This is a genomic window from Burkholderia sp. AU16482 (assembly GCF_002223285.1).
Taxonomy (GTDB): domain Bacteria; phylum Pseudomonadota; class Gammaproteobacteria; order Burkholderiales; family Burkholderiaceae; genus Burkholderia; species Burkholderia semiarida.
On record NZ_NKEY01000006.1, the window covers coordinates 1,092,969 to 1,108,312 of the forward strand.

7 protein-coding genes are annotated in these 15,344 nt (G+C 58.6%); all 7 read left to right on the forward strand.

All coding sequences use genetic code 11. The features are described from left to right. Positions 1-27: 27 nt before the first annotated feature. The 7 genes from CFB35_RS22295 (at position 28) to CFB35_RS22325 (ending at position 15,344) form a co-directional block, all read left to right on the forward strand. Positions 28-534 carry a cupin domain-containing protein gene (locus tag CFB35_RS22295; protein ID WP_059574422.1) on the forward strand — a complete coding sequence of 169 codons (507 nt, stop codon included), beginning with the start codon at positions 28-30 and terminating at the stop codon, positions 532-534. Between the two features lie 185 nt (positions 535-719). After that, positions 720-1,745, forward strand: a complete 1,026-nt coding sequence (locus CFB35_RS22300; protein ID WP_059574421.1) for a DedA family protein/thiosulfate sulfurtransferase GlpE — start codon at positions 720-722, stop codon at positions 1,743-1,745. A 536-nt stretch (positions 1,746-2,281) separates the two neighbouring features. Next, positions 2,282-11,587 (forward strand): hemagglutinin repeat-containing protein, encoded by a 9,306-nt coding sequence (locus CFB35_RS22305; RefSeq protein ID WP_089465580.1) that lies wholly within the window; start codon positions 2,282-2,284, stop codon positions 11,585-11,587. A gap of 2 nt (positions 11,588-11,589) precedes the next feature. Continuing rightward, complete coding sequence (locus CFB35_RS22310; RefSeq protein ID WP_081066605.1) at positions 11,590-12,060, forward strand: immunity 42 family protein; 471 nt, start codon at positions 11,590-11,592, stop codon at positions 12,058-12,060. Positions 12,061-12,364: 304 nt separating this feature from the next. Then, on the forward strand, positions 12,365-13,804 hold the full coding sequence (locus CFB35_RS22315) for a UbiA family prenyltransferase (RefSeq protein WP_059574420.1): 1,440 nt from the start codon (positions 12,365-12,367) through the stop codon (positions 13,802-13,804). Positions 13,805-13,818: 14 nt separating this feature from the next. Next, complete coding sequence (locus CFB35_RS22320; protein ID WP_059574419.1) at positions 13,819-15,009, forward strand: hypothetical protein; 1,191 nt, start codon at positions 13,819-13,821, stop codon at positions 15,007-15,009. Beyond that, positions 15,006-15,344 carry a small multidrug resistance protein gene (locus CFB35_RS22325; protein ID WP_059574418.1) on the forward strand — a complete coding sequence of 113 codons (339 nt, stop codon included), beginning with the start codon at positions 15,006-15,008 and terminating at the stop codon, positions 15,342-15,344. Before CFB35_RS22320 ends, CFB35_RS22325 begins: the two co-directional genes overlap by 4 nt.

The following is a 15,344-nucleotide window of genomic DNA, read 5'->3' on the forward strand; positions in this document are numbered from 1 at the left end:
TTTCCAACCTTACCGACGTCATCCGCCATGCCGATTTCCGCGACCGACCTGATTCGCCAGTTCGACCTGCAGCCGCATCCCGAAGGCGGCTATTTCCGTGAAACCTACCGCGCGACCGATTCGGTCGTGCGCCCGGCCGATGGCGCGCGACGTGCCGCATCGACCGCGATCTACTATCTGCTGTGCGACGGCGCGTATTCGTCGTGGCATCGCATCCGCTCCGACGAGGTCTGGCATTTCTATGCGGGCGACCCGATCGAAGTGTGGGTACTCGACGCGCGCGACGGGCTGACGATCCACCGGCTCGGCAACCCGCTCACGCATCCCGGCACCGTGTTCCAGGCGGTCGTGCCGGCCGGAAGCTGGTTCGGCGCGCGCTGTGCATCGCCCGAGCATGTCGCGCTCGTCGGCTGCACGGTGGCGCCGGGGTTCGAATTCGCGGAATTCGAGCTCGCGGATGCGGCCGCGCTGGCGGCCGAGTTTCCCGACTACGCGGAACACGTCGCGCAGCTCGCGCCGCGCTCGGACGTGTGACTGTCACGGCCGAGTCACGCCGGGCGCGAAGCCCGTGCCGATGGTCGGTGTTCCGCGCGAGCGCGGCCAAACCCGTTTAGAATGCGCAGGATGCACCGGTCGGTCGCGGACATGCCGCGGCGGCCGTTGCGCCGCCGTACCGACGGCCCTGTCGCGCGGCCCGCATGTCTTCCAGGAGCGCCGCCGTGTGGCACTTTCCGATTGCTATTCCATCGTCGCTCGGCCCGTGGGCCGTCTTCGCGAGCGTGTTGATCACGCAGCTCGGCGTGCCGGTGCCGGCCGTGCCGATGCTGATTCTCGGCGGCACGATGGCGGCGATGGGGCAGGCGTCCTGGGCCAGCATGTTCGCGGCGGCGATCGGGGCGACGATGCTGGCCGATTCGCTGTGGTTCTTCATGGGCCGTACGCGCGGCCGGCGCCTGCTGAATGGCCTCGTGCGCTTCTCGCTGTCGCTCGACACGACGCTGCGCTTCGCCCGTAACGTATTCGAAAGGTACGGCGCGCCGTTGCTCGTGCTGTCGAAATTCCTGCCGGGTCTCGGCCTCGTGTCGGCGCCGCTGCTCGGCACGACCGCGATCGGCATTGGCGTGTTCCTGTTCTGGGATCTGGCCGGCGCGTCGCTGTGGGCGGCGTTCTGGCTGATCGGCGGCGCGGCCATTCACGACCAGATCGTCCAGTTCGTGCTGTGGGTACGCGCGAGCGGCGGCACGATCCTCGACGCGTTCCTCGCGATCTTCATCACGTTCCTGCTGTACCGCTGGGTGCGCCGCGTGCAGTTCCGCCGCTATCTCGCGCAGGTACGCATCTCGCCGCCGCAGCTCGTCGAGATGATGACGTCCGACGAACCGCCGCTGATCTTCGATGCGCGGCCGAAAGCGATTCGCGAACGCGAGCCGTACCGGATTGCCGGCGCGCTGCCGGTCGATCTCGATTCCCCGGACCTGCTCGACCCGGAAGTGCTGAAGCGGCCGATCGTCGTCTATTGCGTATGCCCGAACGAGGCCACGGCCAAGCGTCTGATCGCGAAGATGCAGCGCAAGAAGATGATCCACAACATCCGGGCGCTGAAGGGCGGCCTCGATGCGTGGGAAAAGCACGGTTATCCGGTCGAGCCGCTGCCGGCCGATCTGGATTCGTCGCGGTACTTCGTGCGGCCCGATCACGATGGGCTGGAAGGCGAATATACGGTGCGGGCGACGTTGTCGAAGTGATGTAGCTGCGGTTGCATGCTTCGGCGCTCGAGAGCGCATATTGTCCTATCTTGATTCGTGTATTTTCGACCAACGAATTTCACGGCACCATCGCCATTTATCTCGCAATGATTCGGCCGACCCTATCATGGGTATCTGGCCGCGATCGAACGATTGGCACTGTGTCTAAAATTGCGATGCGCTTATCCCAATAAAGTCGCTTCCATCTCATAATTAACACTCTGAAAACATTATAAAACATTAATTCTTGAGTGTTTTTTGAAAATTTCCAGTACTTGCAAAGAAAAAGCCGATGCTTTGCGTATCGCATTAATCATTTCTGACAATGCACGGGGATCGCTTCTGCTAGGATCGCGCAGTGGATGAGCGGGGCCATTGCGAGCGCTGTTTCTCAATCGCGACGCGCACGAGAGGCGTTGTCGCTCTGACTATCCGTTGCAAGCGCGTTAAAGATCAGACGGCGAATTAAGTTCGGTCCTATTTGCGCTGTATTCAAATAAGACTGCAAGTAGGGGCGCAGTGCGCGTCAACGAAGAATGAACAAGAAATGCTATCGGGTTGTATTCAATCGCGTGCGCGGCGTGATGATCGCCGTTCAGGAAAACGGTAGTTCACCGCGTGCGGTCGGGAATAAAGGCGTGAGCGCGCCGTCGGGCTTGGCGGGGTTGCGGATCGTTTGGCAACCGATCGCGATGGCGGCTGCATTATTGTTCGGTGTGCCGTTGTTCAGCTTTGCGCAAATCGCGCCGACTCCGGGCACGAGTACGCACGTGATTCAGACGCAGAACGGCATACCGCAAGTGAATATTGCCGCACCGTCTGGCGCCCGCGTGTCGGTGAACACGTACAACCAGTTCGATGTACAAAAACCGGGCGCGATCCTGAACAACTCGCCGACGATCGTGAACACGCAGCAGGCGGGGATGATCAACGGCAACCCGAACTTCGGTGCGGGCCAGTCTGCGCGGATCATCGTCAACCAGGTCAACAGCAATGCGCCGTCGCAACTGCGAGGGTACGTCGAGGTCGCGGGCAATCGTGCCGAAGTGATCCTGTCGAACAGTGCCGGTATTCAGGTTGACGGCGGCGGGTTCATCAATACGTCGAGAGCCGTTCTCACCACCGGCACGCCGTATTACGGCGCCGACGGCTCGCTCGGTGGCTTCAACGTGTCGCGCGGCCTGATTTCCGTCGGCGGTGCGGGACTGAATGTATCGAATGTCGATCAGGTCGACTTGATTTCGCGCGCGGTACAGGCCAATGCAGCCATTTACGCGAAGAACCTGAACGTCGTCGCGGGTGCGAACCAGGTCAACCACAGCACGCTGGCGGCGACACCAATCGTTGGCGACGGTGCGGCACCGGCGATCGCAATCGACGTGAGCCAACTTGGCGGTATGTACACGAACAGGGTCTTTCTCGTATCGAACGAATTCGGTGTTGGTGTCGCGAACGCCGGGACGATCGCGGCACAAGCGGGCGACCTGACGCTGCAATCGAACGGTCAGCTTGTACTGACTGGCAAGACGACCGCAAGCGGCAATCTCACGGCGGCCGCAAACAGCGTTCAAAACAGCGGCACGACGTATGCGCAACAGAGCGCGAACGTTTCAGCAGCCGGTACGCTGTCGAACAGCGGCACGCTCGCTGCACAGCAAAATGCGACGGTCAGCGCGGGCAGCATCAATTCGACCGGGACGCTCGGCGCGGGTGTCAATAACGATGGTTCCGTCGGGACAAGCGGCGATCTGAATTTGTCGAGCGCCGGGAAATTGACGGCGAGCGGGCAGAACGTCGCGGGTGGGAGCGCGTCGATTTCAGGTGCTGCCGTGAGCCTCGCGGGTAGCCAGACGGCCGCGAACGGTAACGTGTCGCTGAACGCAAGCGCCGGGGACTTGACTCTCTCGAATGCGACAACGAGTGCGCAGGGCGCTCTCGATGTGAACGCAGCGGGTGCGTTGATCAACGATCACGGCACGCTGTCGAGCCAAGGCAATGCAACGTTGACCGCGGGCAGTATTTCGAACCAGGGTGGCAAGGTATCGGCGCAAGGTCCGCTGAATGTGCAGTCGAACGGCGCAATAGAGAATCACGGCGGCACGCTCGTTTCCGAAAATGCGATGCAGGTGCGCGGCGGTGCAATCGCGAACAACCAGGGCACGATTCAGAGCGCAGCCGGAATGAATATTTCGGGGAGCTCGCTGGACAATAGTGCAGGCCGCGTTACGTCGCTGAATTCGGACGGTCTGTCCATTACGACGAAGGGGCAACTGACGAATGCGGCCGGTACGACCGCACTCGGTGCACAAGGCGGTGTCATCGGTGGTAACGGCGGCGTGGAGATTCAATCGGGCAGCGTCGTGAACCACGGCACGGTCAGTGCACAAACGAATCTGAACGTCGGCACGCAATCGCTCGACAACGGCAGCGGCACGTTGTCGGCTGCACAAAACGCGGTGATCAATGCGGGTGCGCAGTTGACGAACGGCTCGGGCAGCATTACGGCCGGACAATCCGCGACCGTGAATGCCGCGACGCTGAGCAACGATGCGGGTTCGGTACAGGCAGCGCAGTTGTCGCTCGGGGCGACGAATTTGTCGAACCGCGGCGGTACCATTACACAAACAGGGACTGGCGCAATGAATGTCGCCGTCTCGAACACACTCGATAATTCGAGCAACGGCGTTGTTCAGACCAACAGCACCGACCTGAACCTGACGCCCGCAACGCTGATCAATGACCACGGGAAAATCACTCACGCCGGAACCGTTGCGCTGTCGATTTCGACTGGCGCATTGTCGAACCAAGGTGGCGCGATCGCGACCAATGGCGCGTTGAGCCTGAAAGCGACAGCCGTATCGAATAGCGCAGGTACGCTGGCCGCGCAGCGACAGGCGGCGCTCGATGTGCAGTCGCTCGATAACCATGCGGGCGGCTACGTCGGTGCGGACAGCATTACGTTGAAGGCCCAGGGCGCTGTCGATAACCGTGCGGGCACGCTCGAAGCGAACAATGGCGTTTCAGTGACGGCCGACAGTGTCGCTAACGACGGAGGCTCGCTTAAAAACGTGGGCACGAGCGCGTTGTCGGTCACGACGGCGAACGCGCTGACGAATACGGCGGGCGGCACCATTGGCGGCAACGGGGACGTCTCGGTGTCGGCACGCAGTGTCGATAATTCCGGCGGCTCACTTCTAGCAGGGCAAGCGCTTTCGGTGCAGTCGAACGGTACGATGGCGAATGCAGCCGGTCTTGTTCAGGCGAACGGGAATCTGTCGCTGCGAGCACAAGGCGCGGTCAACAACACTGCAGGGCAAATCGAAGCGAACGGCACGAATTCGACGCTCGCGCTGTCGGGAAGCAACGTCGACAACAGCGACGGACGTATCGCGAATATCGGCAGCGGTGCAACGACGATCGACGGCGGCGCGTCGATCACGAACACGAACGCGTCCGGCAAAGCGGGTGCGGGTACGATCGGCGGAAACGGCGATGTTACGCTGACCGCGCAAACCTTGACGAACGCTCAAGGTGGTCAGACGCTGTCCGGGCACGATCTGACGCTGAACGTTGCAAGCAACGTAGATAATACGAGCGGTGTGCTGTCAGCTGCGAACAACCTCAAGCTGAGCGCGGTAAATGCAGCGCTGTCGAATCGGGCCGGATCGATTCGTTCAAACGGCGTGCTGTCACTGAACACCGCATCGATCGACAACACGTCCGGCAAAATTGGTAACGACGCAGGCAGCGGCGGCGGTATTTCAATCCAGGCCGGCACGTTTGCCAACCAGAACGGCGTTATCGGCAGCGATCAGGACCTGACGTTGTCCGCAAGCGCGTTGAGCGGCGACGGGTCGATCGTAGCGGGCCGAAACGGTGCGGTGACGCTCGCGAGCGACTACACGCAGACCACGGCGAACAAGTTGCATGCCAACGGCGACCTCACGTTTTCCACGTCGGGTAAGCTGACGAACCAGGGCGTGCTGGACGCCAACGGCGCGCTGACGGTGAATGCCGCGAACGTGGAGAACCAAGCAGGCGCTGATCTGAATTCCAGCACGACGACGGTCAACGCGGACGGCGGCACGATCGATAATGCAGGTCGCATTGAAGGCGATACGGTCACCACCAACAGCGCGACGCTGAACAACGCCGCGACGATCATCGGCCGCGAAGTCACCGCCAATGCGAGCACGATCAACAATACCGGTGCAGCGGCGGTGATCGCCGCAGCCGAACGGGTGAATTTGTACGCGTCCAACCAGTTGTCGAACACGGGCGGCGCGAACGTCTTCAGTATTGGCGACATCAATATCGCCGCCAACGGTCAGCGTGACGCGAACGGGTTGCTCGCGAACCGTACGCAAAATGTCTTGAACGATCAGTCCGCGATGGAAGCGCAAGGCAGTATCGAACTTGCGGCTGGCACGTTCACGAACACGCGTCCGGCTCCGGAGGTGACCACCGAAACCACGAGCACGGCGAGCAAGCACGAAACCAAGCGTCAGAAATACATCGTTTGCGCGACGATGAACGCGGACCCGAACGGCGGGTGCTCGCAGGCAATGTGGGTCAACGGCTATAAGACGCCGCTCACGTCAACCTATAGCCCTTCGCAGGTTGTATCGGAAACGTCCGGACCGAGCGCGACTGACAAGGTGTTGGTCGTGAACGTGAACGGCAAGCAGCAGACGATTTACTACAACACGCTGACGACCAACGCGGACGGTACGGTTACGGTCAACTATTGGGATGCGTACGATCCGCACGTCAACTACGTTCCGGATACGGAATACACGACACGCAGCGACGGCCACAACGGTTATCAGCGTGTCGAAATCTGGCGAGACACGACGACCACGGTTCAGCAGGACAAGGTGAAGAGCCAGGCGCAACAGGCGCAACTTGTTGCTGGCAACAACATCGTGATGAAGAACGTCGGCACGATCAACAACGAATACAGCTCGATCGCGGCGGGCGGCTCGATCAAGATCGGCGATGCGGATGTGTCCGGCAGTGCAGGTTCAGGCAGCTACAGTGGCACCGTCGTGAACAACGTCGGGCGGACGCTGTATCAGTATCAGACCGACAACATCGTGTCGATGTACGCGTGGAACGAGGATACGACGCAGGATCGCGGCACGATCGTTCAGCCTCCGAAGGTGTATGCGCCGGTTGCCATTGGTGGAACAGGCGGCACGATCATCGCCAACCAGTCGGTAATCATCGACGCGAGGGATGTCAACAACCAGAACGTTGCAGCCCAGAATTCTTCGACTGGCGCGACTGGCGCTACGCTTGGAAATAATTCGGCCAATGAGGGCGTATCCGGTGGCAAGTTGACGCCAGTGGGTGCCGCAGGCGGGTCATCGACACCGGTTGGCGCACAGCAATCGGTCGCGAATGCGTCGGGCGCACTGCCGATCACGTTGCCGACGAGCGGTCTTTATTCGATTCACGACGCACCTGGTCAGCCGTACCTGATCGTGACCGATCCGCGCCTGCAGAGCTATACGAACTTCATTTCGAGCGACTACATGCTCGGCCAGTTGAACCTGAACCCGGCGAGCATCGAAAAGCGTTTGGGTGACGGGATGTATGAGCAGCAGATGGTGCGCAATCAGATCACGCAACTGACGGGGCGCACTTTCTTGCCGGGCTACGCGAGTGCCGAGGATGAATATCGCGCGCTGATGACGAACGGGGCGAATTACGCAAAAGCGTTCGGTCTGGTGCCGGGGATGGCGCTGACGGCCGCGCAAATGGATGCGCTGACGAGCGATATCGTATGGCTGGTCGATCAGACAGTAACGTTGCCGAACGGCAGCACGACGCATGTGCTGGCTCCGGTCGTTTACATGGCGCAAACGCATGCGAACGATCTGCAGCCGACTGGCGCGCTGATCGCGGCGGACGACGTTGAAATTCATGCGACGGGTAGCGCGACGAATTCCGGCGTGATCAAGGGCGGCACGAAAACCGTGCTGACGGCGACGGACATTTTGAATCGTGGCGGTACGATTTCGAGCAGAGGCACGAACGGTACAACGGTCGTGTCGGCAAGCAATGATGTGGTGAATGCGTCAGGCCAGATTACCGGCAATCGGATTGCCGTGCTGGCGGGCCGCGATATCGTCAACACGACGTTGGTCGATACGGTTGGCGCAACCGGCACGTCGGGTGCGAGCAATATCAGCACGAGTCTAAGCGGCCAGCAAGGCACGATCGCGGCAACGGGTGGTCTTGCCGTTCAGGCTGGTCGCGACCTGACGCTGCATGGTGCAAATCTGTCGGCTGGCGGCGATGCGATGGCATTGGCCGGCCGTAACATCAACGTCGATACGGTTCAGTCGACCACAAACCAATCGATGCAATTGAACGATCAGCGGCATTGGGAAGAATCCACCACGAAAAATGTGGCGAGCGGCATTAAGGCAGACGGCAATCTCGTCATGCAGAGCGGTAACGATACGGTACTCAAAGGTGCGACCGTTTCAGCCGGCAAAGATTTGTCAGTGATGGCTGGCGGCAACCTCACCGCGACGACGGTCACTGATACCGCCAAAATCGATAACGTCGCGACCGACGGGCGCGCACGCAAGGAAATCGATCATGCCTACGACGAAACCGCTGTAGGCACGACCTTTTCGGCTGGTCGCAATGCAGCACTGTCGGCTGTCAACGTTGCTGATGAGACGAAAGGTAATGTCACGCTGACGGGGTCGTCGGTTACCTCGGGCGCCGACAGCGCGGCGCCGGGCGGTGTCACGATTACCGGCAGCGGTAACGTGACGATCAACGAAGGCCGCGAGGAACACGACAGCTATAGGAAGGTCCAGACGAAGCGCGGCAGTTTCGTGTCGGGTTCGACCACCAGGGAATCGCACGACACGCAAGCGAATATCGGTGTCGCAAGCACGGTTTCGGGCGACACCGTGAGGATTCAATCAGGCAAGGACATTACAGTTCAGGGCAGCAATGTAGTCGGCACCAGTGATGTCGATCTGAAGGCGGCGCGTGACGTCCGTATCACGACCTCGCACGACACGGTGAAGTCGGCCAACAGCTTCGAGAAAAAACAATCGGGTCTCATGTCGAATGGAGGCATGTCCGTGTCGATCGGTACGCGCTCGATGACGGATCAGCGGTATTCCACCGAAGTGTCGAATACCGGAAGCATGGTCGGTTCGCTGAACGGTAATCTGAATGTGGCCGCCGGGAACGATCTGCACGCGACCGGTAGCACATTGCACGCAGGTAACGACGTGTCGCTCGAAGGTAAGTCTGTGAAGATCGACTCGGCTTACGACACGATGAGCGAGGCGAAGCAGCAGCAATACCGACAGGCCGGCGTGACGGTCGGCGTGACAAGTCCCGTCATCGCATTGGCGCAGACCAGCAGGCAGATGGTTGATGCAGCCGGCAAGACCACGGGCGATGCGCGTTTGACCGCGCTTGCAGCAGCAACGACTTGCCTCGCTGCGAAGAACGCCTATGATGCAACGGGTGGCGGCGGTCCCGCTGCGCTCGGAAAAACAGTCGGCGTTAATATTTCCGTAGGCGCGAGCAAGAGCGACAATCAATCGCAATCGCAAGCTAGTACGGCAGTCGGTAGTACGGTATCGGCCGGCCGAAACGTATCAGTGAAGGCAACCGGCGCTGGTGCGGATAGCACCGTCGATGTGATCGGAAGCACGATTTCGGCTGGAGGGAACGTCAAGCTCGCCGCTGACGGCAATGTGAATCTGCAAGCGCCTGAAAGCACCAGCAGCCAATCGTTGAAGAATAGCGGTGGTAGTTTTGGTGTCGGGGTATCGATCGGTGGCGGCAAGCAGACCGGCATCGCATTTACGGCCGGCGTCGCGGGGAATCGCGGAAACAGCGATGGTAATTCGACCGCCTGGACGAATACGCACGTTGCGGCAGGCGACACGCTCACGATTCAATCCGGCGGCGATACGAACATCAAGGGGGCAGTCGCGTCCGGCAAGCAAGTCGTCGCGGACGTAGGCGGCAACCTGAACATAGAGAGCTTGCAGGACACCGACCATTACAATTCGAAGCAGCAAGGCGCAGGGGTGTCGGTTAGCGTGTGCGTTCCGCCGTTGTGTGCCGGACCGTCGAGTGTATCGGGCAACATCAGTCAGCAAAAGATGAACAGCGACTACGCGGCGGTTGCCGAACAGTCGGGCATCAAGGCTGGCAACGGTGGGTTCCAAGTCAACGTCAAAGGCAATACGGACCTGAAAGGCGGCTTGATCGCGAGTAACGACAAGGCTGTACAGAACGGTGTGAACAGCCTGACAACGGCCACGCTGACGACGAGCGATATCCGGAACCATGCGTCCTACGACGCGTCGTCGGTCGGAATGTCGGGCGGTTACGGCGGTGGCATCGGTAAGAACCAGAAAGGCACGGCCGATAACGTGAATCCGGTGGCAGGAACCGACTTGCCGAAGACCGGCAGCGGATTAGCAGTCGCGTCCCCTGTCGTGCTCGGTGCGTCAGATGATGCGAGTTCGGTCACACGTAGCGGGATCAGCGGCGGCTCGCTCAAGATCACCGATAACGTCAAGCAACAGCAGATAACGGGCAAAACCGCTGACGAAACGGCCGCCAGCGTCAATCGAGATACATCGAACGCGGGTGGCGCACTCGCGCCAATCTTCGACAAGGACAAGATTCAGGCTGGCTTCGACATCACGAGCCAGTTTGTGAATCAAGCTGGCACCTTCGTGGCCAACCGGGCAAAGGAAGCGGATGCGGCAAAAGCGGCGGCAAAAGATCCAAATCTCACGCCGGAGCAGCGAGCAGCGGCCCAACAACGTGCCGATCAGTTGGCCGCAGAGTGGGGACCGAGCGGCACGTATCGTCAGGTGTTGACCGCGCTTACGGTTGCGGCCGGTAGCAACGTAACGGGAGGTATGGGTCAACTCGCGCAAAATGCGACGATTGCATACGTGCAACAGTTGGGTGCGAATCAAGTCAAGCAAATCGCCGATGGCCTTGGTAGTGACGAGGCGCGCGCAGCACTTCATGCGATCGTGGGATGTGCTGGCGGGGCGGCCGGCGGTCAAGCGTGCGGCGCTGGCGCGATGGGGGCTGCAGCAAGCTCTGTGATCGGAAGCTTGATGGCTCCGACGACCAATATGTCTTCAGAGGAGCGTGAAGCTCGCGACAACCTCGTGTCGAGCTTGGTTGCCGGGGTTGCAGCGATATCGGGTCAGGATATCGCGACGGCGGCGGGGGCCGCCAAAATTGAGGGCGAAAACAATCAATTTTCGATTGCCCCAACAGGGCCGCTGCCACCATTGGGCGGATACTTTGGGTCGCCGCGCGGGAAAGACGACAGTGGTATTGTCGATAACCGGACCGAGCTTGATCCGACCGCGAAAACCGGTCCGTTGATTAATCCGGTGGCGGCTGGTAAGGCGATACTCGATGCGATTGCGGGAATTCTTCCAACTGACGTTGCAGGGTTGGTTGATACATGGCTTGCATCGAAAGGCGAGGGAGACAATCGCCTGCCAATTCCCAAACCGGTGACTGCTGACAATGGTTTGCAGGTAAAATCGAATCCAAAACATACACCGGGGGCACCGGGAAATAATTGGAACGCCGGAACAGAGCCTCGCAATTCTCTAGATCTTTTCAACTCATCGGTTCCGGGCGATGGAGACGACCGCTATGCTATTGATTCAAACGGAAATATTCATCGGTTTACTGAGGATCGCAATGGGATATTTCATTGGACGGGATCGACCGGTGACGCCCAGGCAAAATTGAATGTATCGAAGATTCCAATCGAAGTGCGACGTGAACTTGGGTTTAAGGGGAAGTGACTATGATTTTTGGTGATCCGAACTGTTTTGCGATCTGGTTTGATCGTGTTGATTCGTGGTCAACGCCAGATTTTGAAAACGGATGCTTCGCATTTTTTATTGGAAAAACATTAATTTGCTCGCAAAATTCAACCCTTGGCGTTGACCTTCATCTGCTGTCGAAATTGCCTTGCCTGGGAAAATCTGTCGAAGATGATTATATTTTTAATGCGCCGATCGCTGAGGCTTATTCTGTCTTATATGAACGCGCGTTTCCGTCAGCAGATTCAGATGCCGAAAGCAGTGATTACACTCACTTAGTGTCTGCTCGCAGCCTGTTAGATGAGGGACATAACGTATTTCTCGTGGAGTCTGGATCAAAAGCACGCCTCATCTATGGCATGGATGGCAAGCCCGTAAGTGTCTTCGACGTATTTATCGATCGAGGGGAATTTCAGCGTATCATCCGCACCGCCACGACGTGGCGAGCATAGATATCGACAGCATAAGTGGTGCGACTTGGGGTGCCGTCGACCGATATGATTAGGCCATAAAAGGAGACAAGTTGTCAGAAAAGGCAGGATTGATTCATGCCGGTCTTGCGCTTCAAGATCTATCGAATTTATTTGATAGCTTGATGTTTGATGGCAAAAAGTCTTACGGAGATCCACGCTTCGGTCGGTAAAAATTTTCAGGTGACGATTGTAAAATTCCATCTGAATATGGGTTCGAGGAATGGTAGATAAAATCAAGATTATTAAACAGATGGTCCGATCTATTAAGGTCAATCCATAAAGAATGCGAGAGACCAAAAAACTTCCGCTCGTCGTTGATCTGGACGGCACGTTGACGGTTTCGGATACCTTGATGGAATCCGTGATCCGTGTCGTCAAGCGAAAGCCAGCAAACCTACTGCGCCTGCCTTTCTGGCTCGCGGGCGGTCGCGCCGCCTTCAAGGCCAAGGTCGCGGAGCATGCCGATTTTCGAGCGGAAACGCTTCCGTACCGCGAACCGCTAATCGACTACCTCACCCGTGAACGCGAGAACGGTCGAAAAATCGTCCTCGCAACTGCCGCACATTGTTCGATCGCTGAGCGTGTGAGCACGCATCTCGGCCTGTTCGATCGTGTCATCGCTACCAGTGGCGACACGAATGTCAAGGGGGAGGCGAAACTGGCCTGCATTCGCGAGCAGATCGGCGACGACTTCGTGTATGCGGGCGACAGCAAAGCTGACTTGCCGGTTTGGGCGGGCGCGAGAGGTGCCGTACTTGCTGGCGTTTCCTCTGATGTCGCCGCAGATGTCCGCGGCCACGTCCCCATCGAACACGAGTTCACGAATGTGCGTGCAACGTTCTTGACGTGGTGCAGGGCCCTGCGTGTCCACCAATGGCTAAAGAACCTGCTGCTGTTCGTCCCGCTGCTGACAGCCTTTGCATTTCTTGACGTCGACAAAGTCGGCGTGCTTGCACTGGCGTTCTTGTCAATGTCGCTTGGCGCGTCGGCAACCTACATTTGCAACGATCTTTGGGATCTGGACAGTGATCGCAGACATCCACGAAAGCGTGATCGTCCCTTTGCGAGCGCGGTGTTGTCGATCAGTCACGGCATTGCATGCGCAGCGGTACTGCTGACATTGGCGTTTGCATTGGCGTTGGCGGTGTCGGCCGAATTCACCGGCATGTTCGCGCTCTATCTGTTCCTGACGACCGCGTACAGTTGGCGCTTGAAGTCGGTCGTACTACTCGATGTGGTCGTTCTGTCATTGCTGTACACGTACCGAATCGTCGCAGGAGCAGTTGCAGCGGAAATCATGGTGAGTCGATGGCTTCTTGCGTTCTCCGTGTTTGCTTTTCTCAGCCTCGCACTCGTGAAACGTTGCTCCGAATTGGTGTTCTTGCGCCAGAGTAACAAAAGCGCGACGGCAGGTCGGGATTATCGAGTGAGCGACCTCGAAGTCCTTTGGCCGTTTGGCATCGGTGCTTCCCTCGCTGCGGTGGTCGTGTTCGGTCTGTTCATCAACGCCCCGGAAACGGTAGATCGTTACACAATTCCGCATCTTCTCTGGTTCGTGCAGATCGGATTGATCTACCTGTTCGGTCGTCTATGGATCGCAACGGTGCGTGGCGCGATGCACGACGATCCGATAGTCCATATTCTCGAGAATCGCGGTAGCTTCAGCATGCTTTGCGTCATGGTGGCGATCGTGCTGGCCGCTCACTTCTTGCCAGCTCCGTGAGCGGCACAGTTCCTATGACAGAAAAAAACCGAAACCGCGTGCTGGCGTTCTGCCGCTTCGCCATCGTCTATGTGCTGTTGTTCGTATGCGCCGGAAACATCACCAACAGCATGTTGCTGAAGTGGGGCTTTCGTGACGACCAGAAAGGGGATTTTGCAACCAGCTACAGCCTCGTCGGCATGATGAACGGCGAGGCACCGAAGCCGTATGTCTATCGCTCGTCGTTCCCGCGAGCCGCAAAATGGGTAGTCGAGCGGCTTGGCCAGGAAAAGCAGGAAAAGCTTTTCAAATCGATCAAACGGCATGATTCGCTGCGCAACGCCTATTTCACGAGTGTGCCGGACCAATATTGGACACCGATCGTGGCACTCGTCTACCACCTGACGTACATCGCGATCGTGTTGTCGACGCTGTTCGCGCTGTTGCTGGTCTACAGGCTAGCCAGGCTACACGGCCTGAACTTCGGGCAATCCGTTGGCTTTCTGGCGGCGTTCGGCTTCGTCTATCCGCTCACGTTTCAGCAGGGCGGCTATTACTACGACTTCTTCGAACTCCTCGGCGTACTCGGTGCGTGCTATTTCCTGCTGAAGAAGCGGATGCTGGCATGCACGTTGATGGTTTCCATCTTCTCCCTGAACAAGGAAACGTTCTTCCTTGTTCCGCTTGCGCTATTTTTCCTGCACGAGCGCGACGTTCCGGTATCGAAACGAGTCGGTTGGCTGGTGTTGCAACTTGTGATCTGCGTGGGCACTCGCCATTTCATCATGAGCGGCTACGACGCGAATGCTGGTGGCTTCGTCGAATTTCACGTGTGGGATAACCTGAAATTCTGGCTTAATCCCTTGTCTTACCTGTCGTTCTACAACCTGATCGGTAAAGGCATCTTTACGCCAAGTCTCGAAAATCCGCTGATGCTTGTACCGCTTGCGGTTTTCTTCGGCTCGGCGTGGCGCGCGACGCCACATCGATACCGTATCTATTTTTTTGCGGCATTCCTGCCGGTATTGGTGTTGTTCTTCTTTTTCGGCTACCGCGATGAGGCGCGAAACTTTTCGGTCGTCTTTCCCGCCATCGTGCTGATCGCGCTCCATGGCGCAAATCGGTTCAATATGATTTTTGACGGGAACACGGGTGCATCCGATGACATCCGTACTAACACCACGCCCCGGCCGGATGTGACAGTCGTGACGGAGGCCGCGCGGTGAACTGGCTGATCGTCGTCGCAAGTGGTTTTTTCGGCGGTGTCGCGAGCATCTTGCTCCGAGTTGCGGCGCTCAAGGGCATCGCACTTGGTGAGTCCAGCATGTTGCCATGGATCGCCCGCGGGGCGGCCATAGGTGCCTACGGTGTCGGCTTCCTCCTTTACGCACTCGCGCTGCGCAAAACAACGCTAAGCGTGGCGTATCCGGCGATGGTGGCGATTTCCATGCTCGTGGTGTTGTCGTTCACGGCTTTGCACGAACACCTGTTGCGGCCGATGCAGGTCGTCGGCGCTGTCGTCATCCTGATCGGGGTCTGGATGGTCACGCGGTACGCGTAA

Excerpts from the sequence above, each read along its gene's own strand:
- CFB35_RS22295 (WP_059574422.1), top strand. The coding sequence starts at position 28 with ATGCCGATTTCCGCGACCGACCTGATTCGCCAGTTCGACCTGCAGCCG.
- CFB35_RS22305 (WP_089465580.1), top strand. The coding sequence starts at position 2,282 with ATGAACAAGAAATGCTATCGGGTTGTATTCAATCGCGTGCGCGGCGTG.
- CFB35_RS22310 (WP_081066605.1), top strand. The coding sequence starts at position 11,590 with ATGATTTTTGGTGATCCGAACTGTTTTGCGATCTGGTTTGATCGTGTT.
- CFB35_RS22315 (WP_059574420.1), top strand. The coding sequence starts at position 12,365 with ATGCGAGAGACCAAAAAACTTCCGCTCGTCGTTGATCTGGACGGCACG.
- CFB35_RS22320 (WP_059574419.1), top strand. The coding sequence starts at position 13,819 with ATGACAGAAAAAAACCGAAACCGCGTGCTGGCGTTCTGCCGCTTCGCC.